The sequence below is a fragment of the Flavobacterium sp. UBA7680 genome (assembly GCF_002482975.1).
GTDB lineage: Bacteria > Bacteroidota > Bacteroidia > Flavobacteriales > Flavobacteriaceae > Flavobacterium.
This window is the reverse complement of record NZ_DLHA01000058.1, coordinates 43,240-69,157: the sequence shown is the minus strand read 5'-3', so window position 1 is coordinate 69,157 and position 25,918 is coordinate 43,240. Positions and strand designations below refer to the sequence as shown.

The 25,918-nt window shown below is 32.3% G+C and carries 18 protein-coding genes; 8 read left to right on the top strand and 10 right to left on the bottom strand.

Annotated elements, in window-relative coordinates:
• The first annotated feature begins 20 nt into the window (after window positions 1–20).
• On the top strand, window positions 21–404 hold the full coding sequence (locus tag B3C18_RS23920) for a DUF2809 domain-containing protein (protein WP_291152783.1): 384 nt from the start codon (window positions 21–23) through the stop codon (window positions 402–404).
• On the opposite strand, the gene B3C18_RS23915 is transcribed toward B3C18_RS23920, so the two are convergent.
• Window positions 385–2,163: an ABC transporter ATP-binding protein gene (locus B3C18_RS23915; protein WP_291152781.1), complete on the bottom strand. Its 1,779-nt coding sequence runs from the start codon at window positions 2,161–2,163 to the stop codon at window positions 385–387. The genes B3C18_RS23920 and B3C18_RS23915 overlap by 20 nt on opposite strands.
• A gap of 81 nt (window positions 2,164–2,244) precedes the next feature.
• Between B3C18_RS23915 and B3C18_RS23910 the strand changes: the two genes are divergently transcribed.
• The 3 genes from B3C18_RS23910 to B3C18_RS23900 all read left to right on the top strand — a co-directional run bounded on the left by B3C18_RS23910 (window position 2,245) and on the right by B3C18_RS23900 (window position 6,149).
• Window positions 2,245–2,823, top strand: coding sequence for a non-canonical purine NTP diphosphatase (locus B3C18_RS23910; protein WP_291152779.1), 579 nt, complete (start codon window positions 2,245–2,247; stop codon window positions 2,821–2,823).
• A gap of 193 nt (window positions 2,824–3,016) precedes the next feature.
• The gene (locus tag B3C18_RS23905; RefSeq protein ID WP_291152777.1) at window positions 3,017–4,939 is read left to right on the top strand and encodes a DEAD/DEAH box helicase; all 1,923 of its coding nucleotides are present in this window, start codon (window positions 3,017–3,019) and stop codon (window positions 4,937–4,939) included.
• Window positions 4,940–5,375: 436 nt separating this feature from the next.
• Window positions 5,376–6,149 (top strand): carboxypeptidase-like regulatory domain-containing protein, encoded by a 774-nt coding sequence (locus B3C18_RS23900; RefSeq protein WP_291152774.1) that lies wholly within the window; start codon window positions 5,376–5,378, stop codon window positions 6,147–6,149.
• A 309-nt stretch (window positions 6,150–6,458) separates the two neighbouring features.
• On the opposite strand, the gene B3C18_RS23895 is transcribed toward B3C18_RS23900, so the two are convergent.
• Window positions 6,459–7,919 carry an aminoacyl-histidine dipeptidase gene (locus tag B3C18_RS23895; protein WP_291152772.1) on the bottom strand — a complete coding sequence of 487 codons (1,461 nt, stop codon included), beginning with the start codon at window positions 7,917–7,919 and terminating at the stop codon, window positions 6,459–6,461.
• 207 nt (window positions 7,920–8,126) lie between these two features.
• Between B3C18_RS23895 and B3C18_RS23890 the strand changes: the two genes are divergently transcribed.
• A complete protein-coding gene (locus tag B3C18_RS23890; protein ID WP_291152769.1) occupies window positions 8,127–9,188 on the top strand; it encodes a DUF3810 domain-containing protein in 1,062 nt (353 codons plus the stop codon).
• 54 nt (window positions 9,189–9,242) lie between these two features.
• Here B3C18_RS23890 and B3C18_RS23885 read toward each other — a convergent pair whose 3' ends face one another.
• Together B3C18_RS23885 and B3C18_RS23880 are read right to left on the bottom strand one after the other, a co-directional pair.
• Window positions 9,243–13,775, bottom strand: coding sequence for a TonB-dependent receptor plug domain-containing protein (locus B3C18_RS23885; protein ID WP_291152766.1), 4,533 nt, complete (start codon window positions 13,773–13,775; stop codon window positions 9,243–9,245).
• A gap of 4 nt (window positions 13,776–13,779) precedes the next feature.
• Entirely contained in the window at window positions 13,780–16,530 is a 2,751-nt protein-coding gene (locus B3C18_RS23880; RefSeq protein ID WP_291152764.1) for a carboxypeptidase-like regulatory domain-containing protein, read from the bottom strand.
• A gap of 149 nt (window positions 16,531–16,679) precedes the next feature.
• Between B3C18_RS23880 and B3C18_RS23875 the strand changes: the two genes are divergently transcribed.
• Both B3C18_RS23875 and B3C18_RS23870 read left to right on the top strand, forming a co-directional pair.
• Window positions 16,680–17,174: an RNA polymerase sigma factor gene (locus tag B3C18_RS23875; protein WP_007810116.1), complete on the top strand. Its 495-nt coding sequence runs from the start codon at window positions 16,680–16,682 to the stop codon at window positions 17,172–17,174.
• Window positions 17,175–17,182: 8 nt separating this feature from the next.
• Window positions 17,183–17,815 (top strand): hypothetical protein, encoded by a 633-nt coding sequence (locus B3C18_RS23870; RefSeq protein ID WP_053473741.1) that lies wholly within the window; start codon window positions 17,183–17,185, stop codon window positions 17,813–17,815.
• Between the two features lie 174 nt (window positions 17,816–17,989).
• Here B3C18_RS23870 and B3C18_RS23865 read toward each other — a convergent pair whose 3' ends face one another.
• Both B3C18_RS23865 and B3C18_RS23860 read right to left on the bottom strand, forming a co-directional pair.
• Window positions 17,990–18,799 carry a lysophospholipid acyltransferase family protein gene (locus B3C18_RS23865; protein ID WP_291152756.1) on the bottom strand — a complete coding sequence of 270 codons (810 nt, stop codon included), beginning with the start codon at window positions 18,797–18,799 and terminating at the stop codon, window positions 17,990–17,992.
• A gap of 126 nt (window positions 18,800–18,925) precedes the next feature.
• Window positions 18,926–19,576: an NUDIX hydrolase gene (locus B3C18_RS23860; RefSeq protein WP_291152754.1), complete on the bottom strand. Its 651-nt coding sequence runs from the start codon at window positions 19,574–19,576 to the stop codon at window positions 18,926–18,928.
• 91 nt (window positions 19,577–19,667) lie between these two features.
• On the opposite strand from B3C18_RS23860, the gene B3C18_RS23855 reads away from it, so the two are divergent.
• The gene (locus B3C18_RS23855) at window positions 19,668–20,105 is read left to right on the top strand and encodes a DUF4268 domain-containing protein (RefSeq protein ID WP_291152752.1); all 438 of its coding nucleotides are present in this window, start codon (window positions 19,668–19,670) and stop codon (window positions 20,103–20,105) included.
• A gap of 112 nt (window positions 20,106–20,217) precedes the next feature.
• Here B3C18_RS23855 and B3C18_RS23850 read toward each other — a convergent pair whose 3' ends face one another.
• The 4 genes from B3C18_RS23850 to B3C18_RS23835 all read right to left on the bottom strand — a co-directional run bounded on the left by B3C18_RS23850 (window position 20,218) and on the right by B3C18_RS23835 (window position 25,912).
• Window positions 20,218–22,692, bottom strand: a complete 2,475-nt coding sequence (locus tag B3C18_RS23850; RefSeq protein ID WP_291152749.1) for a T9SS type A sorting domain-containing protein — start codon at window positions 22,690–22,692, stop codon at window positions 20,218–20,220.
• A gap of 234 nt (window positions 22,693–22,926) precedes the next feature.
• Window positions 22,927–23,337, bottom strand: a complete 411-nt coding sequence (locus B3C18_RS23845; protein ID WP_291152746.1) for a hypothetical protein — start codon at window positions 23,335–23,337, stop codon at window positions 22,927–22,929.
• Between the two features lie 20 nt (window positions 23,338–23,357).
• Complete coding sequence (locus tag B3C18_RS23840; RefSeq protein ID WP_291152743.1) at window positions 23,358–24,302, bottom strand: NAD(P)H-dependent flavin oxidoreductase; 945 nt, start codon at window positions 24,300–24,302, stop codon at window positions 23,358–23,360.
• 8 nt (window positions 24,303–24,310) lie between these two features.
• On the bottom strand, window positions 24,311–25,912 hold the full coding sequence (locus B3C18_RS23835; protein WP_291152741.1) for a S8 family serine peptidase: 1,602 nt from the start codon (window positions 25,910–25,912) through the stop codon (window positions 24,311–24,313).
• Window positions 25,913–25,918: the final 6 nt, after the last annotated feature.

Sequence of the window (25,918 nt, the reverse complement as noted above, 5' to 3'; positions counted from 1 at the left end):
AACCAAAACCTACCCAAACTTTGAAAAAATCCAGAATACAATATTTCATTTTATTTCTTTGCACTATTATTCTCGGAATCCTTTCAAGGAAAATCTCCTTTATTCCTTTATGGATTGGCGATGCACTTTATGCGGTTATGATTTATTTTTTGGTTAGAATATTTCTTCCTGTTCAAAAAGCTTTTATAGTCGCTTTATTTTCTCTGCTAATATGTTACTGCATTGAGTTTTTACAGCTTTATCAGGCAGAATGGATTATTGAACTTCGAAAAACACTTTTTGGAAGATATGTATTGGGACAAGGTTTTCTTTGGTCAGATATTATGGCTTATAGTTTTGGAGTTGCTTTTGTTTTTCTTATCGAAAAAATAATGCTGAATCGGGTTAATCAAAAGTCTGCGTGATTTTTTCAATATTTAAACTGTTTGCCATTGCCATAAATATTTGATAATACGCTCCTTTATTATCATACAATTCGTCGTGTGTTCCTTTTTCTACACATCTTCCTTTTTCTAAAACAATAATATTTGAGGCATCGATAATTTGAGAAATACTGTGCGAAATTATAATCACAGTTCTGTCTTTTTTAATCGCGTCTAAAGATTTTTTAATTTGTTCTGTAGCAATGGCATCTAAACTTGCCGTTGGTTCATCTAAGAAAATTATTGGCGGGTTTTTCAGAAAAAGTCTTGCAATAGCAATTCGCTGCTGCTGTCCTCCGGAAAGTAAATGCGCATCAGAATCGTACCCTTTTGGCAATTGTATAATTTGTTCATGAATATAAGCTTGTTTTGCCGCTTCAATAATTTCAGATTCTAAAGCTTCGGGATTTCCGTATAAAATATTCTCGCCAATTGTGCCTTTAAAAATGTGGTTCTTCTGAAGTACTAAACCAATATTTTTACGCAGAAAATCGGTGTCATAATCCACTAAATCAATTCCATCTAAAAAGATTTGTCCGGATGAAGGCAGATAAAATTTATCCAATAAATTAATAATAGTACTTTTTCCGGCTCCGCTTAATCCAACTAGAGCAGTTGTTTCATTCGGTTTAACCGTAAAATTAATATCATAAAGCGCCTGAGTTCCGTTTGGGTAAACAAAATCTACACTTTTTACTTCAATTAATCCGGTGATTTTTTCCGGCATATAAGTACCGCTGGTTTCTATTTCCTGTTCAGATTCTAAAATATCAAAAAATCCTTCGGAATAAATTAAGGCATCGTTTACTTCATCATAAATTCGGTGTAATTGTCTAATTGGCGACGAAACATTATTAAACAACATAATATGAAACATGATCGCACCAATTGTCATTTGATTATTTAAAACAAAATAAGCAGTCAAAATGATGATAATCACCACTCCTATTTGTTCTACGAAGCTTTTTATACTTTCAAAAATAAAACTGGTTTTTCTAGTTGCCAGCTGATTTTCGGTCATTTCGTATTGAATCTTTTCATGACGATCAGCTTCGGTTGATTCTCGGACAAAAGATTTAATTACTGTTATGGATTCAATTAAACTTATGATTCCGTTGTTTTTGGTTTCGCGGTAATTACGCATTCTTCGTCTAAAACCGCTCAATTTTGTGGCTTGCAACTGGCTGATATAAAAGTAAATTGGAATTATACACAAACTTACCAAACCCACATATACATTAGCATAAAACATAATGACCAAAGCCACAAAAGCGTTGGCAAATAGTGGCAGAATATCAATAAAGAAATTTTGAACTAATCGTGTTAAGCTGCTAATACCGAGATCGATTCTGGTTTGGAGTTTTCCGCTTTCATTTTCGTCAGAAGTATAAAACTCCATTCTATAACTTAGAATTTTTTCTACGATTGTCTGCGAGATATCACGGGTTATAAAAATTCGGAGTTTTTCTCCGTAGAATTTTTGGCCGAATTGTACAATTGAGTTTACTAATTCTTTAGTAAGCAACACGATACTTATTATTTCTAATAAATGAAATCCTTTTGATAAAGGTTCGTGCGCCACCATTAAATTATTGATAGCATCTACGGTATATTTTAATATTACGGCATTTACCTGCGCCGCAAATGAGCCTAAAAATGTAAGCAGTAAAGTGGCAATTACCATTTTTTTGTACGGTTTTACAAAAGGCATTATTTTTTTATACAGTACAGATAATTGCATTTATTTTTATTTTTTGGTAACTATCAAATATAAGAATTCTAAATTTGTAATTAAAATAGTCTTACTTCTAAATATACAAATATGAAACTGGTTTTCGCTTCTAATAATTTAAATAAAATCAAGGAAATTCAAAGTATTCTAAACGGATCTATTCAATTATTAAGTCTGGAAGATATTGGCTGTCACGAAGAAATTCCTGAAACTGCTGATACAATTGAAGGCAATGCGATTTTAAAAGCCAATTATGTTACTGAAAAATATGGTTATGATTGTTTTGCTGATGATACAGGTCTGGAAGTAAAAGCTTTAAACGGTGAACCAGGCGTTTATTCTGCAAGATATGCGGGGGAACAAAAAAATGCCGACGATAATATGAATAAGCTCTTAGAAGCTTTAAAAAACGAAGAAAATCGAAGCGCGCAGTTCAAGACCGTTATTGCTTTAAATTTAGAAGGAAAGCAGCTTCTTTTTACGGGTTTAGCAAAAGGAAATATTACGTTGAATAAAACCGGAAATCATGGTTTTGGGTATGATCCAATTTTTCAGCCGGAAAATTATAAGGAGACTTTTGCTGAATTATCTTCAGAAATTAAAAATAAAATCAGCCATCGTGCCAAGGCAACTGAGCAACTTATTGATTTCCTGAACTCAAGAAAATAATTGTTTGAAATACAACATTTTATTGGGCAAAATTGATATTTCACGACGTATTTTTTTTGATTTCTTTGAAAAATGATTTTACTTCAAACATAACTTTTTGATAATCAAATCATAACAAATCTATAAATCTTAAAATAGCATTAGTTTATCTGAATAATTAACAGTAATTTTGCACCCTATTTTAAAAACACATATGAATAAATTTGAACAATTAGGATTGAATGAATCGTTACTGAAGGCGATTTTAGATCTAGGATTTGAAAATCCGTCAGAGGTACAGGAAAAGGCGATTCCCCTATTATTGGAAAAAGACACAGATATGGTTGCGTTGGCTCAGACAGGGACAGGGAAAACGGCAGCTTTCGGTTTTCCGCTAATTCAAAAAATTGATGCTGACAATAGAAACACACAAGCATTAGTTTTATCGCCAACACGAGAACTTTGTTTACAGATTACCAACGAACTTAAAAACTACTCAAAATACGAAAAAGGTATTAATGTGGTAGCAGTTTACGGCGGGGCTAGTATTACAGAGCAAGCTAGAGAGATTAAAAGAGGTGCACAAATTATTGTGGCTACTCCGGGGAGAATGCAAGACATGATTAACAGAGGTTTAGTTAACATTAAAAATATAGATTACTGTATTCTTGATGAAGCTGATGAGATGTTAAACATGGGATTCTATGAAGACATCGTATCTATTTTATCAGATACTCCAGATCAAAAAAGTACATGGTTGTTCTCTGCAACTATGCCGCAAGAGGTTGCGAGAATTGCAAAACAATTCATGAGCGAACCGGTTGAAATTACTGTTGGTGCTAAGAACTCTGGTTCTGCAACAGTTTCTCACGAATTTTACTTAGTAAATGCACGTGACCGTTACGAAGCTTTAAAACGTTTAGCCGATGCAAATCCAGATATTTTCTCTGTGGTTTTCTGTCGTACTAAAAGAGATACACAAGCTGTAGCTGAAAAATTAATTGAAGATGGATATAGCGCTGCTGCGTTGCACGGAGATTTATCTCAGGCACAACGTGATGGTGTAATGAAATCTTTCCGTGGAAGACAAATTCAGATGCTTGTTGCTACTGACGTTGCTGCACGTGGTATTGACGTTGATAACGTAACGCACGTTGTAAACTACCAATTACCTGATGAAATCGAAACGTACAACCACCGTTCTGGACGTACTGGTAGAGCTGGAAAATTAGGAACTTCTATTGTAATTGTTACAAAAAGTGAGTTGCGTAAAATTTCTTCTATCGAGAGAATCATCAAACAAAAATTCGAAGAAAAATCTATTCCTTCTGGAATCGAAATCTGCGAAATTCAATTATTACACTTAGCTAATAAAATTAAAGATACTGAGGTTGATCACGAAATTGACAACTATTTACCAGCTATTAACAATGTTCTTGAAGGCTTATCTAAAGAAGAATTGATTAAGAAAATGGTTTCGGTAGAATTTAACCGTTTCATTGCTTACTACAAAAAGAATAGAGATATCTCTACTCAATCTTCTGGAGAAAGACGTGAAAGAAACGATTCTGAGCCAAGAGAATTCAATAATAATGGAGCAGTTCGTTATTTTGTAAACATTGGTTCTAGAGATAATTTCGACTGGATGTCTCTTAAAGATTACTTGAAAGAAACATTAGATTTAGGTCGTGATGACGTTTTCAAAGTGGATGTTAAAGAAGGTTTCTCTTTCTTTAATACTGATCCTGAGCATACTGATAAAGTAATGGATATTTTAAACAACGTTCAGTTAGAAGGACGTCGTATTAATGTTGAAATTTCTAAAAATGACGGTGGAGGAAGACGTGACCACAATAACCGTGGCGGCGGCGGACGTAGTTCTGGCGGACCAAGAAGAGAAGGTTCTGGAGGTTTCGGCCCAAGACGTGAAGGTTCTGGCGGCGGCGGATTTAGAAGCGACAGAAACTCTGCACCAAGAGAAGGTGGTTTCAGAAGCGACAGAAATTCATCTGCTCCAAAAAGAGAAGGTGGTTTTAGAAGTTCTGCTCCAAGAAACGAAGGTGGTTCTGACAGAGCTCCAAGACGTTCTGAAAGCTTTGGTGATTCACCAAGACCAAGAAGACCAAGAAGAGATTAATTCTTTTATATCTTAATACAAAATCCCAAATTCCAGACATAATTGGAATTTGGGATTTTTTTTACATTAATAATATTAACCCGTCGGGCATAATTAATTTTAACACATAGAAACATAGATTTAGCATTCGCAAAAAAGGCGTTTCACTTATCTAAAACAAACATAGAGAGCTATGTGTTAGAAACAAGTTTCTTTTTATATTCTTTTACACTCATAAAACCTATGTTTCTATGTGTTAAATGTTTTTACAGGTAAATCTTAATCTCTATAAATGAGTTTTGTAATTCAGAAACAATGTAATTTAATCTTCCTTTTCTCTTTTTATTTAAACACAAAAAAGCAGCACTGGCGACTTTGTTAATTTTCTGATAATTATATTCAAAGACTGCGAAATATTTAATCTCTATTTACTACTTTTAGTGCTTTAAATCAGGATATGAAATATTTCGCAGCTTTCTTTTTTTTACTATTCTCTGCCATAAGTTTTGCACAAGATGTAGAATCTACAACTCCGCAAAGAGTTTCAGGTTACATTATAAACGATGATAGTAAACAGCCTCTTTCAAATGTAAATATCATTAACACCAATAAAGTACGCGGCGCAAAATCTGATGCAAAAGGGTATTTTGAAATTGATGTGCACCCAAATGATACAATTCATTTCTCTCTTTTAGGATTTCAATCTCTTAGAATTAGAGTAACAAATGACTGGATAAAAAATAAAGTAACTCGAATTCAGCTTACTGAAAAAGCAATTGCTCTTGAAGAAGTTGTTATTGCTCCATTTAATTTGACTGGTTATCTTGAAATCGATTCGAAGTTAATTCCAACCAAAGAAAATTACCGTTACAGTATTTCTGGTCTAACACAAGGCTATGAAGCGGGTGAGTATTCTCCAAATGCTTTTGGGAAAGTGTTGGGTTCTATTTTTAATCCGGCAGATATGCTTTATAATTTCTTTGGAAAGAACAGCCGAGAGCTTAAAAAACTCAAGGACATGAAAAAAGACGATACGATTAGAAATCTTTTAGAAACTAAATACGATCGTGAAACTATTGCTGTTCTATTAGGAATCAGCAAGGATGAAATTCCTGAAATTATGCACCGCTGCAACTATTCTGATGCTTTTATTCAATCTGCAAATGACTTACAGATTTTAGATGCCATAAGCGGCTGTTACGAACAATATAAAGTATTAAAAAGGAATTAAATTTTTACTTTTATATAAATATAGAAATCCTCAATTTAAAAAATTGGGGATTTTTTTATGTCTAATGATTTCAAAAAAAGCTATATTTACTATAGCAAAACAATAAAACAAACAAAATCAATACGTTATGTCAAAAGGTCAAGATGCCAAAAAAACGGCAAAAAAAGAACCGTTAAAAACGGCTAAAGAAAAAAAAGAAGAAAAAAGAGAGAAGAAAAATTCTCCTAAAAGAGATTAATTAGTTTTCAGTCGCAGTCGCAGTTTTCAGTCTCTAAGGAAACTGAAAACTGTGACTGAAAACTGAGAACTTTATTTAACCGGAATATTCGGAAGAATTTCTAATACAAATTTCCAATATTTTTGAGCAGATGAAATACTAGCTCTTTCGTCTGGAGAGTGTGCTCCGTGAATGGTTGGTCCAAAAGAAATCATATCCATATCTGGGTAATTTGTGCCTAAAATTCCGCATTCTAAACCAGCATGACAAGCCACAACTTTTGGCTGTTCACCATTTTGTTTTTCGTAAATATCTTTTAAGACTTCTAATATTTCTGAATTTACGTTTGGAGTCCATCCTGGATAAGAACCAGAAAGTTCAACTTCGCATCCAACCAATTCAAAAGCAGAACGTAATGAATTTGCTAAATCAAATTTTGAAGATTCTACAGAAGAACGTGTTAAACATCCCACTAAAATTTCTCCGTCTTTTACAATAACGCGCGCAATATTATTTGAAGTTTCAACCAAATCAGCCATATCAGCGCTCATTCTGTAAACTCCATTTTGTGCTGCATAAATCGCTCTGACAATTCCTTCCTGAACACCTAAATCCATTATTTTTTCAGGTAAATCACCTTTTACAATTTCTATAGATAGGTTTGGCTCCGTTGTTTTGTATTCTGCTTTGATGTCAGCAATAATTTCCTGCATATCATAAACATACGCTTCATCAAACATTTGAGAGATAATTACTTTCGCAACACTTTCTCTCGGAATTGCATTTCTAAGACTTCCTCCGTTAATTTCAGAAACCTGTAATCCAAAGTTTTCAAAACCATCAAATAATAAACGGTTCATGATTTTATTTGCGTTTCCTAAACCTTTATGAATATCCATTCCAGAATGACCTCCATTTAAGCCTTTTACGGTAATGGTATATCCAACAGAGCTTTCTGGAACTTCTTCTTCATTATAACCTCTTGTAGCCGTTACATCAATTCCACCAGCGCATCCTATATCAATTTCGTCATCTTCTTCTGTGTCCAGATTCAATAAAATCTGTCCTTGAAGAATTCCTCCTTTTAGGTTTAAAGCTCCTGTCATTCCGGTTTCTTCGTCAATTGTAAACAAAGCTTCAATTGCCGGATGCGGAATATCTTTACTTTCTAAAATTGCCATAATTGTAGCTACTCCTAGCCCATTGTCTGCGCCAAGCGTTGTACCGCGAGCGCGAACCCAGTCACCATCAACGTACATATCAATTCCTTGTGTGTCAAAATCAAAAACGGTATCAGCATTTTTTTGATGAACCATGTCTAAGTGACCTTGTATTACAATCGCTTTACGATTTTCCATTCCCGGAGTTGCCGGTTTTCTGATGATTACATTTCGGATTTCGTCTTCAAAAGTTTCTAAACCTAAGCTGTTTCCAAAGTTTTTCATAAACTCGATTACACGCTCTTCTTTCTTTGACGGACGCGGAACGGCGTTTAAATCTGCAAATTTGTTCCAAAGTGCTTTTGGTTCCAGATTTCTTATTTCCTGACTCATTTATATTTTGTTTGAAGTTTAACAATTAAGAATGTCAAAGTTACAAAGTTTATATTTTTTTTCGCCACGAATTCCACGAATTAGCACAAATTATAATGGCTCTAAAATTAAACAAATCAATAATTCGTGAAAATTAGTGGAATTCGTGGCGAACTTTTTTTAATCATTCAATATTGTAATTATATTTACGTATCCAAAATTTAAACTGTGAAATCAAAATATATCCTTCCCTTATTTCTTTTAGTTCAGATTATCTTTTTAAAAATCCTGCCGTTTTTTCCTGATTTTGTAGAAGGACTTTACAGTAATAATTTATATATCAGAATTTCACATTTTTCAAGAACAATTTTGGGTAAAATTTCATTCTCTGTCGGTGATTGTATATACGCAATTTTAATCTTATCTATGATAAGCTGGTTTTGGAGAATTCGAAAAACATGGAGGACAGACTGGAAAGATCATCTTTTAAAAATCACAGGTAAAATTTCTGTTTTTTACTTTTTCTTTCATCTGCTTTGGGCTTTCAATTATTATCGTAAGCCTCTTTTTGAAAAAATGGAAATTAAAAGAGAATATACTGATGCTGATTTATTAGCCTTTACAAAAAGATTGATTCTTAAAACGAATGAAGTTCAGTTTAAAATCACAAAAAATAAAAGCGAAAAAATCAGTTTTCCCTATTCTCAGGAAGAAGTTTTTAAGATGAATGTTAACGGATATGAAAATTTAGCCCAAGAACATCCTTATTTTAAATATGAGACTTTAAGCGTAAAAAAATCGCTGTTTAGTGTACCCTTAACTTATATGGGATTTGGCGGTTATCTGAACCCGTTTACAAACGAAGCGCAGGTAAATGATTTATTACCGATGTATTCTTTCCCACTTACCGCTTCTCACGAAATGGCACACCAAATAGGTTTTGCCAGCGAGAATGAATGTAATTTTATTGGGGTTTTGGCTACTGTAAAAAATGACAATTTATATTATCAATATTCCGGATATAGTTTTGCTTTGCGTTATTGTCTTGGGATTTGGAAGTTTAAAAACGAGAAAATTTTCGAGATTTTAAAGAAACAAGTAAATCCGGGGATTTTAAAAAATTATCAGGAAAGTCAGGATTTTTGGAAACAATATGATACTTTTATTGATGAAGGTTTTCATTTTGTTTATGATAGTTTCTTAAAATCAAACAATCAGAAAGATGGAATGGAAAGTTATAGCAAGTTTATTGATTTGATGATTAATTATTATAAAACGAGAGAATTTTAGTTTTTTTCTAAACTAAAAACCTAACAGATTATAAAACCTGTTAGGTTAAAAAAATTACGGAAGCACTTCAATTTCTAATCCCTGATTCCAATTTTTGTGTTCATTTTCATAATATAAGTATACCGAAGAAGCTATACCTTTATATTTTCCTGGAACAATTGCTTTTAGGTCAATGTTTACTTTTCTGGTTTCTTTAGCTTCTAATTTTCTAAAATAAAAAACTAACTCATTACCGAAAATTTCATAATAATCCACAATATTTTTATCTATAAGTTCTTTTAACTGCCAAGGCTCCGGAGTTAACCCGCCTGGAATTCCAATTCTGGCAATTGGGTTTGAAACTTGTTTTGTACTGTTGTTTTGAACTTCAATTTCAATTCTCGCTGTTTCGCTGATTTTTACTTTATTTTGTTCTGTTTTAGTTCTTAAAATCAGCTTACAATCTTTTGAATTATTTGGTTTAAAAGTATAATACTTAACATAAAATAAATAAGGAATTGATGTGTCCGCAGGAATTTGAATTGAAAAATTATTATTTCCTGAATTGATTTTCAAATTCTGCAAAGTAACATCTCCATTTTTATCCGTGTGAGTTAAATCAGCAGTTTGATTATTTAAATTCAAAGACGCTTTATCTAAAAACGCAGCACGAGCATAAATTTTAGTGAATTCTGTTATTGCTTTTAATGATAATGCTGTGGCTTGTGTAGAACCAAATCCATATGAATTTTTTGATGATTGAATGTAATCCATAACATCAGAAACTTCTTTTGTGAGCTGTTTTTCTTTTAACAATGCGAGTGCATAAAGTGAAGCAATCTCAACATTCATTGATCTGCCATAACTATTAATAACAGATTGTTCTGCTTTTAAAGCTGCAAATCCGCTCTTCTTAATTTCTGTACTTATCAATTGCATTAATTGTTTGTATTCCTGCACTTTATTTAGGTTAAAAGATGCCAGAGCTACTAATTCCATTCTGTATAAATCCTTGCTTGTAAGTGCTTCCTGCAGCGCTTTTCCATATTGTTTTTCGATATCATTATCTCCAATCTCAGATAAAACATAAACGATATAAGCATTATTAACCACATATTTCACCCCAGAAAAACCATATTTTGCAGGGTTTTGTTTAAAACCTCCGCTGTCATCTTTTCTGGAATCGATCCATTTCATTGATCTTTCAATTAGCTTTTTATCAATATTTATAAAATCCTTCATTTCATGAAATTGCAGTAAACCATATGCCGTTAAAGCTTCATTACCCGGATTTCCTCCATACCATTCAAAACCGCCGTCTTTTGATTCATAATTTTTAAGTTTTTGATAACCATTTTCTAAATACTTTAAAGCACGCTCTTTAAATTCGGGAGCAGAATTTTTATATTTTAGTAACTGCATTGCCATAATATTTGGATAGTTTGTTGATGAAACTTGTTCAAAACAACCTCCTGGCTCACGCATCATACTTTCTAATCCGTCAAAAATTGACGAAAATGGATTGTAAAACAATTTAAAACCTGCATCTATAGAATTAGGTAAAGGATCTAGAATTACAAAATCTTTGGTCTGAGATTTTGCTCCGGAAATATCGATATTCATAGGAAATCCTTTTGGATAGATATCAAGCGTTTTTTTGATTTTGGCTCTAAAATTTTCAGCCGACAATGTGATTTCCAACGGAAGTTTTAATCCAGCTTCTTTTGGGTTTAATGTTATATAAATAGTTTTAGATTCATTTGGTTTTAAATCTATTACAGCATTTTGACCGTCAATATTTTGCTTATTAAAATTAACTTCAGATTCTAATTTTAAAGTTTTTTCAGAATTATTTTTTACCCAAATCGGGATCGAAATAATATCTTCCTGCGAGGCATAAACCGGAACTTTTACATCTGTTTGAATTAAGTCTTTTACTGTAAAAACAGTTTCTGCTTTTCCTAAATCTCCTTTATAAGATACTCCTTCGGCTAAAATTTTAAAAGATGTATTCTCATCAGAATTATAAAAGTTAAAACTTACTTCACCTTTGTTATTGGTCTGAACAATTGAATTCCAGTAAATACAGCTTCTAAAATCAGTCTTTTCCTCAACAATTGTCGACTTGTATTGCGGCGCATAAAAACTTTCAGCTTCATTTAGCGGTTTTGTCTGTGTTCTATTAAGCCTTTGAAAAGCATAATTATATTTTTCTCCAAGCAAGATATTTCCTGTATTCAGTTTACTTTTTGTTGTCACTAAAATAACGCCATTGGCTCCACCGGGACCATAGAGCGCAGTGGCTGATGCATCTTTTAAAACAACAATCGATTGAATAGAGTTTGCCGATAAATTTCCAAAAACCGAAGAATTCTCGTTATTGGCATATGGAATTCCATCTACTACAATTAAAGGCTGACCGCCTGATCTGCTCCCATAAATAGACCCGAAACCTCTGATTCTGATTTTATCACCTAAACCTCCCTGACCCGTTGCTGATGTTACTTGCAGACCTGCAGCCTGACCTGCTAATGTATTTATCAAATCTCTGGAAGTAACGTAAGTAACTGAGCTGCTAATCATTTTTTTTTGATAACTTATACCATATGCTGTTACTACTACAGATTCCAGATTATTCGAATCAGAATCTAAGGAAGTAGAATTTCCTGAAATTTGAGCATTTTCTGAAAATACTGTTTTTCTTTCTGCATATTTATAATCCGTTTCATTAGTCACAGTATTCGATAAAGTGTCTTTCATCATCGAAAATTCTGCATGATCTGAAAATGAATTTTTAATTGTATTTTCATTCTTACTTTTAGTTTCGGCAACCAGATAAGCTAAATCTGAAAAATGAACTCTATTAAATTTAAAATAACCGCTTGAGTTACTTTTTGTTTCATACACTTTTCCATTATCGGTAAAAAACAACACTTTTACAGAGACTGGTTTGTTCTTATAGTTTAAAACGAAACCTTCAATCGTATTGCCTTTTTCTGGTTCGATATTATTTGTCTGTGCTATTAATTTTTGAAGATTTTTTTGATCGTATTTTCTCCATCCGTGTGTATTTAAAAGTAAATCAATGGCTTCTTCTCTTTCTTCCATTTTTTTATTCTCATCAAAATAAAATCTTGGTTCGTGAATTTTTCCTTTTAATTCTGCACCTAAAAGCATCCATGATAAAATATTATCCTGCTTATCATCAATATAAGTTAAGAGTTTTGAATCGACTACTGAAACAGAAAGATTAGACGCAATTGGATTGTTATTTTTATCTTTTGTTACTATCGAAACTTTTACCTGTTCTCTTGGCAGATAATTTTCCTTATCTGTTTTTATTTCTATTTTTAATCCATCCTGATAATTAAGGAAAACTAATCTTTCAGCCACAATTTTATTTTCAATTAATAATGAAAAAGACTGAATTCCAACAGGAAAATCTTTTGTTTTTACATCAACCAAATTCCATCCTTTTACTAGATTAAGATTCATCGTATTATGAATTTTAGCTGTATTCCGAATTAGTATTTTTGCCTCGATGGCAGCTGGGACAAAAATATTTAGAGCAACATTGTCTTTTTGTTTTTTTGCATTTACTACAAAAACATTTTTTACTGCCACTGGCAAAGCAATTTTTTCTGCCGATTTGAAAGGGGAAGTTACAACTCCAAAATACTTTTTATTTTCTTCTGTTTTTAAAACTACATTTCCCATTCCGTCATGCAGACTTTTAAAGTCCGCGATTTTATTTCCTGCTTCATCTTCAATAAAACCTGCAGCATCCATTGGAAGTCCAAATTCATTTTTTGCAATAAAAAACAAAGAAGAAGCTTCATTCAACACAAAATTGCCGCTTTCTGGTAGAAATTGAAGATCTATAAAATTTAAGTTAATAGGAATTGAACGTGTTACCGATTCTTGAAAATTATCATAATCGAGCATTACATTCAAAATTCCGTCGTTGGATTTTAAATCATTTGGAAGCTTAAAATTAATTACGGCTTTTCCTAAATCATCTGTTTTACCTTGAAGTGAATCGATTTTTTTTCCGCCAATAAAAACGTCATATTTAAAAGCATAATTTTTAATAGGCTGACTTTCGAGATTTTTCAATTCAAAATCAGCTTCACAAGTTTCACCTTTTCCGTAGGCTTTTTTCTTAAAATCGAGTGTCATTAAAATTCTTGGCGAAACCACTTTTTGCACAAAAACGGTTTTCTCAAAAATATTCTCGGAAACCTGATTCTGAATTCTTGTATAGGCTTTAATTTTATAGATTCCAGAAGCTCCATCTTCGGGAATTGTATACGAGCAAATCGCATTTCCGTTTTCTATACTATATATTTGACTGGTAATTTTTTTGTTACCGCCATCCAATAAATCCACATATAAATAATCACTTAAAGTTGTTGGCCGGTTATCACTTTCGGTAACGTAAGCTTTAAAATGAATAGTTTCACCGGGCGTATACAAAACGTTATTTAGATGTAAATAAACTTTTTCTGTTATCGAATTTTTATAAACAGTATTCCAATCCTTTTCAATGTTTTGAGCCAGAATAGTTTGAAATGCCAATAAGAATATCAGGTATTTTATATTTTTCATTTTCTTAAAATTTAATCATTAATGAAGAACCAAAGCTTCTCATCATTGGTGAATTAAAATAGTCTAATCCGCTTGTATCTATCGAATTAAACATGGCATTATTACTAAAAGCTGTTTTGCTTTTTGAAGCTATAAAAGCATTATTGACAAAAAGGGAAATTTTAAAACTAATCTTTTTCAAGCCTCTCGAATAGGATAAATTAACAGAACTTAACCGCAGATAAGTAGCATCTTCCATGGCGTCTTCAGCAATTCCGTCGGTTCCATATCTTGTCCATCGATTTTGTTCAACCGGAAACACCGGATCATAAAATGAAACTGCTTTTGTATTTATTGAACCCGATTGTGTGACACCTTTAAAAACATAATTAGTAACATTGCGCTCTTTTCCTGTTATTTCAGATTTTCCGTAGTAATTTAAAGTCTGCTGAGTTCCGTTCCAGATTTTTCCGCCCTGGCTCCAGTCTAACGTTAAGCTTAGTTCGAAATTTTTATAATTAAAGCAATTATAGAAACCAACAACAAAATCGGGATTAGGATTTCCTAAAATCTTGGGCTGTGCATTTTTTATCGGAAAACCTTCGTTATCAATAATTATATTATCATTAGCATCTCTTAAATAACTGCTGCCTGCAATTACCCCAAGCGGCTGTCCAACAATATAATTTTTACTAATATCTGTAAAACCAGCAAATGGAATTCTTGATTGATTGTTGTTTAGACTGGTAACTTCGTTTTTATAATAAGTAAAATTTAAATTGAAACTATGGCTAAAACTTAAGCGATAGTAACGCAATTTTTGAATTTCAAGTTCAACACCATTCTGCTTATAATTTACATTTGGAGACCAAGAAACGGCATTTGAATTAAAAATGGGCGCATAAAGGTTTTCAACTTTTTTATGATAATAACTTAAGTTAAAATACCAATTGTAACTTGCATAGTTCAATTCCAGATTGGTAGTACCCTCTTGTGTTGCAATTGCATTATTTGGAGTAATTAGTTCCAGCGAATTTTTAAGCTCTTTAAATTGATTAGTGCTGTATAATAAAGAATTAAAATTTAAATTATTGTTTTGTAAGGATGGCTCAACTTCATTATAACCGTGGCTTACAGCGAATACAAGTGGCGAATCAAAAAGGTTCCTAAACTCGGCAGAAACAAAATAATTAGGCAGAATATCATTTTTGACGGTTGAAGAATAATTTAAACTTGAATTTGCTTTTAAAATCAAATCCTGATCATAGTCAAATAGATCATCAATAGTATAAGAACCATTTATGTTATAAAGAACTTCAAATCGTTCCTGAGAAAAGTTGAGTTGATTTTGTATTGTGCCATTATTTGGAAAATCAGCCGGCGAACTAAATCCGCTAAAATAATTGCGGTCTAATTTTCTCTGTTGGAATCTAAAATCGACTTTTGATTCGATAAAATGACCATAATCAAACTTATATCTATAAACATCTGAAAAGGAATAACTTTTAAAGTTTTCTGTTCTTTTATCAAAATTAGGCGTGTTTACAGAAGCAAAATAAAAATTTTGTCCATTTGTATTTATAATTTCCGAAGACTGAAAACCAACATTTATACTATTTTGGTTTGGACTATCTGCATAAATATGATTGAAGTTAAAGGAAAGCGTTTTACTTTTATTTTCGTCTGCATTATTCTGAATTAAATAGTACGGATTATTTTCTAAAGCAGAATAACTTCTCTGCATTCCATTTGATAAAGTCGAAGTATATTTATTGTCAAAATGAATGGGCGTTACGGCATTTGCATAAATAATTTTATTAATTCCGAAATTGAAATTCGACAGATTATTTTCGAAATCATTATAACTTAAAAGTGTTTCAATTTTACTTTTGTCTGAAACGTTTCTAAAATATTTTAAAGAAGTTGTAATTTCATTATTTCGAGATTCGGGAATTGAAAGATTGCCGGTTTTATAACCAAAATTCACTTTTAGGTAATTTCCTTTCGGGCTTTCGACTTGAGCTGTAAATGAAATTTTATTGTCTTCAGAATTTCTAAAAAAATTATTGGGGTTATAAAGCTGCAACGAATTTTGATTCGCAGATGTTTTATTTACAATATTGCCAGAAGGATAATATTCTGTAGCATTCCCAGAATAAGTTAAAGAATTAATATTGGGTCCCCAGCTAAAAATTTCATTTGTTTCTGGAGATTGATAAGCTAATTCGCCGTTTTGGCTTCGTCCCTGCGCATATATTTTTTGATATTTTGGCAAGCGAATTGGCGTTGAAAAAGCATATTCCTGATTAACTTCAAAAGATAATTTATGATATTGACTTGAATTTTTTAAGCCATAAAAACCGTTATCATGTCTGGTTATTTTCATAACTCCTTGATTTTCGAGATTATTTCCCAGATTAAATTCAAAATATCCCGAAGGATTTGAAATCCCTGCAGAATCAATTGGCTTTTTTATTTTTTGAATGTAATCATCCGTATAAATAGGCGCTACAGATCCTTCATTATTTTTAAAAGTGCTATTGGTAATTTTAATTGTTTTGGTTTTCAAACCGATAAATGAAATCTGTAACTCATCTCCTATTTTAACTTCGATGGAATAATTTCCGTAAAAATCCGAAGTAGTACATCTGCTTGTATTTAAAATGCAAATGCGTGCACCGGGAATAGGTTCGTTATTGTTGCTCACATTTCCTTTATAAATTGTTTGCGAAAATCCAATTATTGGGAGTAATAGAAAGAGTAATAGTTTTTTCATATTCGGCTTTTAAATATATAGAGCGTATTTTTTTGTAAAAGGTTGGGAACAAAATAAAAAATGTAAGGATACAGCAAAATTTTAATTTTATATTAATTTTTTTTAACTTCACCTGTAACAAAAGTGATCTCAACACTACTAATACTTATATGAGCGAAAATCTAGAACAGTCATTTGTTGCGCAATTGCAGGCAAATCAGAATATAATCCACAAAATTTGTAGATTATATACTGCCGGCGAAGACGCCCATAAAGACTTGTTTCAGGAAATTACTATCCAGCTCTGGAAAGCATATCCAAAATTTAGAGGCGACAGTAAATTTTCGACCTGGACGTATCGTGTCGCTTTAAATACAGCCATTACCTTATACCGAAAAACAAAAAGAACCATATCTACCGTAGATTATGAGAGTCATCAGCATTTTGTAAAAGATGTAGATTACAACTATGAAGAGGAAGAACAGATTAAATTGATGTACAAAGCGGTTTATCAGCTTAACGACATCGAAAAAGCATTAGTTTTTATGTATTTAGAAGACAAAGATTATCAAGAAATAGCCGAAACCTTAGGAATCAGCGAAGTGAATGCGCGCGTGAAAATGAACAGAATTAAAGGGAAACTTAAAAAAATACTAAATCCTTAAAAATTATTATGAAAGAACTGGATTTACTAAAAAAAGACTGGCAAAAGAACTCCGATTCTTTTGAACAAATTTCTGAAAAAGAAATCTATAAAATGATTCACAAAAAGTCATCTTCAATTGTGAAATGGATTTTAATTATCAGTATTTTGGAGATTTCGTTTTGGACTTTTTCAAACTTATTTATCAACACCGATGATGTTTTGCGAAAAATAAATCATCCGGAAATTGTGGTTACGCTTGAATATTTAACTTATTTGAATTATTTAGTGGGATTGGTTTTTGTATTTATCTTCTATAAAAACTACACTACAATTTCTACAACTGTTGCCACCAAATCTTTAATGAGTGCCATTTTAAGAACCAGAAAAACGGTTCAGTATTACGTTTGGTACAACTTAGGAATGATTGTAATTACATCCATTTTAAGTTTCTTCATCGCTTTTGTTTACAATCCTGATATGGCTTTTTTAAGAGAAAAACTTGCCATAGACGGAAAAGCAATGTTTGCTACAATTGGAATATTAACCTTAGTGATATTAGGTTTCTTTGGATTGTTCTGGTGCTTCTACAGATTGCTATACGGAACTTTATTACGCAGATTGTATGTGAATTATAAGGAGCTGAAGAAAATTGATTTCTAATTGAGGGACAAAGGCTTAGAGGGACAAAGGCTTAGAGAGACAAAGGTTCAAAGGTTTTTTGAAAGGCGCTAAGGTTCTGAGATGCTAAGATTCTAAGTTTTTCCAACTTGAAACCTGAAACCTGAAACTTAAAACAAAAAAAATCTAAACTCTAAAATCAGAAATCTAAAATTCCTAATACTCCCACTGTCTGAATTTATTTAGTTCTTCCTGTGCTTTGATTTCTTCGGCTGGAATAACTTTTAAGAAAGATGGATGCTGTTCGATAGCGTATTCTACTTTTTCTACGATTTCTTCGATTGTATCGTTTTCATAATCAATTTCAAGAGGTTCTTTGATGATGAAAGACTGCAGGATATTTTTCTTTTTCATACGAAGTCCTTTTTTATCAAAAGAACGACGGAAACCATCAATAACAATAGGAATTACGATAGGTTTATGCTGTTTGATTATATGCGCGGTTCCTTTACGAACGGGTTTAAAAGATTTTGTTGTTCCCTGCGGAAAAGTAATAACCCAGCCGTCTTCAAGGGCAATACGAATATTTTCTGTATCGTTTGGATTTACGTCACGTTTTTCAGTAACATCAACACCTTTTGCACGCCAAGTTCTTTCTACGGTAATTGCTCCAACATAAGCTAAAATTCTTGGCAGTAATCCGGCCTGCATGGTTTCTTTTGCGGCTACGTAGTAAATATTCATTTTGGGCTGCCACAAATAACCAATGTTCTTAATAGTATCTTGACGTCCGCTTAAACTTGCGTTAAAGACATGAAACATTGCCACAACATCGGCAAAATAAGTTTGGTGATTGGATATGAACAAAACGTTTGTGTCTGGAAGTGTTTTAATAATTTCAGATCCTTCAATCTGTAATTCATTAAAACCTCTATATCTTCTATGAGTCATGGCTCCCAAAATACGGATTAACCATTTCTTGATGAATAATATATGCCCAAAAGGATTTCGCTTAAACAATCCCATAACGTTGTTTTGTATTTTTTAGGTTAAGTCGCAAACATACAAAAATTATTCTTTTAGCAATACTAATATACAATTTACGAAATAAATCTGTATATCAATGATTATCAAAATGTTAAATTAAAGTTATTATGATTTTTCTGAGAAAGTAAATTTTAGAACATCTCTCAATTCGCTTAAAATCATTGCGGTTGCACCCCAAACAATATGATTTTGAATATTAAATGCCGGAACCAAAATATCATTTCCGTAAGAAGTTGATAATTTGCTTTCGATTATAATTTCATCGTCTAAAAAAACAGATAACGGCAATTCGAGAACATCCGCAACTTCTCTTGCATCGGGATAAAATGCAAGTTCTTCTTTGGCAATTCCTAAATAAGGATGTACTAAAAAGTTACTTGGCGGAATATACATGGGTGTAAAATGCTTTATAATTTCAATTTTTTCAGGGCTAACACCAATTTCTTCGCTGGTTTCACGTAAAGCTGTTTCCTGATAATCACGATCTGTGAGTTCGTATTTTCCGCCCGGAAATGCAATCTGCGATGAATGAACGCCATTGTATGCATTTCGAACAATTAGAATCAAATGTGTTTTTTCGTTTTTAGGATAAAACAACATCATAACTGCTGCAATTCTTGGATTTTTTGCGTCAATATCTAAGTTTTTCAACGCCTGAATGCGTTCTAGAGGCGCCATTTTTGCGTGTGATGATTCTGCCGGAAGTTCAACTGGAATTAAATTAGGAACATATTGCAAAAAATCTTGAAAATCCATATTCAAAGTTTATTTTTGTACTTTCAAATTAAAATATAAATATACTCTAGAAAATGCGGTTCTACAAGTTTTCTAAAACAAAGCCATAAAAATGTACAGCAGAGAAGAATCACAAAGAATAAAAAGGGAATTTTGGGTCGCTTTTGCAGAAAAGTATCCAAGAAAATGGGTTCTTTATGATACCAAAATCAAAGATTTCTCTTTTAAATTTTATGTAGATAATAAAAAAGCGCAGGTTTTAATTGACATTGAACACCGAAGCGACGAAAAACGAAATGCATATTTTGAAAAGATTGAAGCTTTAAAAAATATCCTTGAAGAGGAATTTATTAAAGACTTGGTTTTCGAAAAAAACCACACTTTAGAAAGTGGTAAAACTATAAGCAGAATTTGGGTTGAAAAACTTGGAGTTGGTTTTAGCAATCGCAATAACTGGGATGCTATTTTTGATTTCTTCAACGAAAACATGCATGCTCTTGAAATGTTTTATCTGGAGTATGATGAGTTTATTAAAGAGATTGAAGTTTAGGTCGAAAGCTGCTAAGGTTCTGAGATACTGAGATTCTAAGTTTCTTTTTATATAGTAAACCCGACAGGTTTTTGAAATCTGTCGGGTTTATTATTATAACTAAAATTTATTTTTACTTTTTAATTATCTTTTTGGTTGTTACACCAGAATCTGAAAAGACTTTGATGAAATATACTCCAGGTGTAAATCTTGACATATCCACATCAATATTCTCTCCACTTTGTATTTTAGACGAATACAGTTCTTTTCCGTTTGATGAATAAACGGCCACTTTTGTTGGCACAACAGCATTTGAAAAAGATAAACTCATTTTTTCCTGTACAGGAACTGGAAATATTTGAACGTTAGAAATTGATTTTTCAGCAGTTACTGGATCAAGTCCTAATGAACCTGATTTCTTTCCTAAATTAACTTTTACAATTACAGATGAAATTCCATTAGATGGATTATTTACCTTTCCAAATGCATACATATATTTCGTATCTGAACTTGTATTTGAATCCGATTGTGATTTTGATTTTTTTGATGTTTCAGAGTTCTCTGCAACAGGTTCTTCTGAAGCAACAAGATCAGTAACCTGATCGATAGTAACTGGCATTGCAAAATTATTTACAAGTGTTCCATCTAGATTTATCGCTGTAACTTTTGAATCTCCTTCTGTAATATAAAGAACAGAATCAATTTCTTCGATTTTTCGATAATCATGACTCTGTGCATAACCTATTTGGTATAAACTTAAATTTTGATTAAATTGAAGATCCATCTCACCATCTTTCGATAATTTAACGATTTGATTTGGAATAGAAATTCCGTTAAAACTTGAAAAACCACCAGCCGTAATAATTTCACCAGAATTCAATACAACAATTTTTGAAATCCCTGCATCAGGCCCTTGCCCAATATTAAAGCTGGTATCAATTGAAGTATCAAGATTAAACCTAATCAACTTTGGAGTATAAATTCCCGTAAAACTATTTAAAATTGAATGACAAAGAATTTTATCGTCTTGCATTTCAAAACTAATTCCGGTAATCCAATAATCCGGACTTGAATTTATGGTGTAAACTGATTCCTGAACTCCATTTTCATTTAAAAGAAATAATCCCCATTGATCTGTTATTAAAATTTTACCGCTTTCTAATACTTTAAACTGCTCTATTCTTAATAATTGACTATCGGCCTTATAATCAAAATTCTTAGTGATGTTCCCTTGATTATCAAGTTTTAAAAACAAATCTTTAGTACTAACAAAAATTGTTGAATTATCAATTATTTGAAACTGTCTAATATCTCCCAGATAATTTTTAAAAACAAAAGACTCATCTACAGTTCCTGTTTCGTCTAACATTCCTATTCCAAAAGTTTCGACATCATTAATTTTAACAAAATCTCCTTTAACGATTAGTTTTCCATTAAAATAACCACCCGTTTCAAAACTACCTGCTCGATTTGGTTTTAAATTAGGAGAATCAATATTATTTCCATTCAAATCAGATGTTGATAAACCATATCTGTTTCCAGTATATTCAGAATTGTTATAAAGGATTTTATTATCTATAAAACTTAAAACAAAATTATCAAATCCAAATTCATTCAATTTAATTTTATTAAACTCTTCATCCAATGATCCATCAGATTTTAATCTTACCAGATAATTATTAGCAGAAACTCCATCATTAACTACTGTATCAATGTATAGAAAAGAGTCTTTTATTCCTACAACAGAGTTAGCATAATTATAATATTGTGAAGAAAAACTAGTATCAAATGATCCATCTGAATTTAATCTGGCCATATTGTATGTCGCAGTATTATCGACCATTTTTAAAAAATTGCCGCCTACTAATAATTTACCATCATCCTGAATAGTTAGTGAGAAATCACGACCATTAGCTCCAACTCCCACATCAAAACTTGAATCAATTGAGCCTTCGTTATTTAATTTTATAATGCTGTTTCTCGTTATTCCATCTACAACCGAAAACATACCGCTTACATAAATAGAATTACCAAAAACTTTTATATCTGATACTTTTTTATCAAACGTAATAACATTGTTAAAACTGTCATCTAAAGTTAGATCAGTATTATATCGGTACAAATTTCCATTATCAACTGCCCAATGTCCTAAAGAAACAAGAATTTTATCATCAGCTTGTACAGTTATTGAACTTACATCAGTTAATGATGTAATTGATGTAATCAATTCACCATTAGAATTTAATTGAAAAATAGTAGTTTGTTCACCAGGACTCCCCCACGGATTATCAACATTAGCCAAAACTATAATATTGCCACTACTTTGCAGCTCAGCTTTTTTTATTTTTAAGTTATTAGGGTTAGCAAATAGAAATGTTTCATCAAGTGAATAATCGGCATTTAATCTAATTAAGTTGTGAACTGGCGTATTTCCATAAAATGCAATATCACCTCCTAATAAAATTTTACCACCCGGAAGTTCTTTGGTAACAGTGATTTTTGCCGCTTTATAAGCTATAGGTTGCACAAAAGTATCATCTACAGTTTGACCGTAAGATGATAAAATTCCAATAAAAGTAAGTAATAATAAAGAGTAAAGTTTTTTCATTCGCAATGCGTGGATTAAATTAATTTGTTTTTGGGCTAAAGATTTGTTTTAAAATTTACTGTAATTATTTTGCTTTTTTAGCGAAAAACAAGGCATACACAGCACTATTTTAACAAGTCAAATATAGCTTTTTTTGGATGCAAACTTTGAAACTATTTATTAAATAATTAAAATAAAAAACCCGACATTTTGAACTTGTCGGGTCTATTAATTATGTGAGTTTATTTAAATAATTTATACGGTAAAAATATTATAAACTATAATATGATCGTCGTAATTAATATAAAGCTGTTTGCGATTATCTTGTTTTTTACGTGTAATAATAGAAAGTTTGCATTCCTTTCCGTCATTGTCTTTACACATAAAAGAATACACAATATCAGTATCGTTTTCCTCTCGTTCGATGTAATTCAGAATACTAAAAAGCTGAATTTCCTGAGAATAAACTACAATTCTATGTTTGTCAGTATCCAGAACGACAGAAAGATTAACCAAATCAAGATCAGACCATTGCCCCCACTTTCCTTTTTCATTTTTTTCTAAAACACTAAATCCTGAAGTTTTAAAATGATACGATTGACTCTGAACCTGTTGTAATCCAAAAGCCAGAAACAATGCTATTATATAAGTGCGAATAGAATTCATAAAATATTTCTTGCAGGTAATTAAAACTCAAATGTAGCTTTTTCTTCGCGAGCAGCTTTAAAATCGGCCATCATTTGTTGAACAATTTGTTCAACAGGCAAAATTTCATGAATCAGTCCGGCAATTTGTCCTATTTCAAGTTCACCTTCTTCAAGATCGCCTTCAAACATTCCTTTTTTGGCTCGGGCTCTTCCTAAAAGTTCTACTAATTCTTCTTTAGAAGGACATTTTTCATACAAAGCCTGAACATCATTATAAAATTTATTCTTTACCAATCGAACCGGAGCTAATTCTTTTAAAGTCAATTGAGTATCTCCTTCTTTTATACTAACTATCGTTTCTTTAAAATTATTGTGGGCAGAAGATTCAATTGAAGCCGCAAAACGGCTTCCAACCTGTACTCCATCGGCACCTAAAATCATAGTGGCCAGCATTCCTCTTCCCGTTGCAATACCGCCTGCGGCAATAATAGGGATTTGTATTTTTTCTTTAACCATCGGAATCAAAGTTAAAGTAGTAGTTTCGTCACGACCGTTGTGTCCGCCCGCTTCAAAACCTTCGGCAACAATAGCATCTACACCCGCTTCTTGCGCTTTAAATGCAAAAACACTGCTGCTTACAACGTGCACAACAGTAATCCCTTTTTCTTTTAAAAATGAAGTCCAGGTTTTAGGATTTCCTGCTGATGTAAAAACAATTTTTACGCCTTCTTCGACCACGATATTCATGATCTCTTCAATATTGGGATATAACATCGGAATATTAACACCAAACGGTTTATCAGTCGCTTTTTTGCATTTCTGAATATGTTCTCTTAAAACCTCGGGATACATTGATCCCGCGCCAATTAAACCTAAACCTCCGGCATTACTCACTGCCGATGCTAATTTATAACCACTGTTCCAAATCATTCCTCCTTGAATAATTGGATATTTTATATTGAAAAGCTGTGTAATTCTGTTCATTAAAACTCTTATTGTTTTATTATTTTTCCTGTTTTCTGTAAGCCTCCAGATTTAAAAGTATAAAAATACAGTCCACTGGTTAAGCTTTCAACAGAAAGAACCGGATTTTGATTTGTTATTTGTTTTTCAATCAGCTTTTGTCCCAAAATGGAATAAATAGACACAGAAGCTGTTTCATCAGCAAACAAAAATGAAATATTAGATTTTGCCGGATTTGGATAAACTGAAAAATCTGATGAAGACTGAAAAGTATCTACACTTAAAGTCGATCCAAAATTGGGAATTCCATAGCCATAATCATTATCCGGAGTTGTATATCTATCTGCAGATTCAACAATCATCTGTCTAATTTCCTGATTTGTTTTTGATCGAAATGCCTGCCAAAGACAAGCTACCATTCCTGCCATAATTGGACATGAAAAAGAAGTTCCGTTAGCTGTACCAATAGTTCCCGAAGTACTTGAAACTACTGCAGCCACTCCTTGCGCCATTACATCTGGTTTTATTCGATTGTCAAAACTTGGCCCAATAGAACTAGAAGGAGCTTTAACCTTTACAGAATTTACAGAACCAATTGTAAGAACAGAAACACCATCTGCAGGCGCACCAATATGTTTTTCAGCTGTATTACCTTCATTTCCGGCAGAAGCCAAAACAATAATTCCTTTACTAAAAGCCAGTTCAGCCCCTTTTGTACTAAAATTTGTTGTGCCGTTCATATCGCTGTATGTATGGCTATAATTGGCATTATCAAACCCAAAATAACCCAATGAAGTTGTAATTATATCAACTCCAAAAGCATCTGCTTGTTCTGCTGCTTCAACCCAGTACGATTCTTCAACAGGATTTTCTGATGCAACATCCTCAGTAATAAACAAATAATAAGAGGCATCTGGAGCTGTTCCTACTAAAGAATTTTCTTTGTAACCACCCATTGTAGATAAAACTAAAGTTCCGTGATCGCCTCCAGAATAGAAGTTTGTACTTCTGTTGACATAATCATAACCACCTAAAATTAAGTTATTATCACGAAGACGTTTAAAAGAATCTGCTGTATTTACGCCCGGAAAACCTCCATCTAAAACCGCAATTACTTTTCCCGAACCAGTATAATTCTGCTGATGCAAAACTTGTCCGTTAAGCATTTGAATTTGATTTGCAGAATTTCCGTATGCATAATCAATTGTAGTTTCCAGCTTATTTTTTACCGCAGCGATCTTATTTTGAGAAACTTTTTTTGAAGTAACATTTAATGTCTTATTAGCAAAAACTACTTTATCAACATACGAAAGCGATTTCAAGGCCGTAATATTAGTTTGAGTTCCTCTAACATGAAGTGCATTTAACCATTTTGACTGTGCCAAAACTGTTATTCCTGTGCTCGCTTTTACCTGATTTACATACGTAATTTCCAGAGGCGCATCTGTAATATTTAAGGCAATATTTTGTGCTGTACGACGATCTAATGATCTCTGCGAAAGAGTCAGTGATGGATTATTGAAAAAATCCTGTGAATTTGGTTTCCCGTTAAAATATACCCAGGCATCTTCTTCCTGAGAAAACATTAAAACCGAAAACAATAGTAAAAGAAAAGTAAAGTTCTGTTTCATAAATAC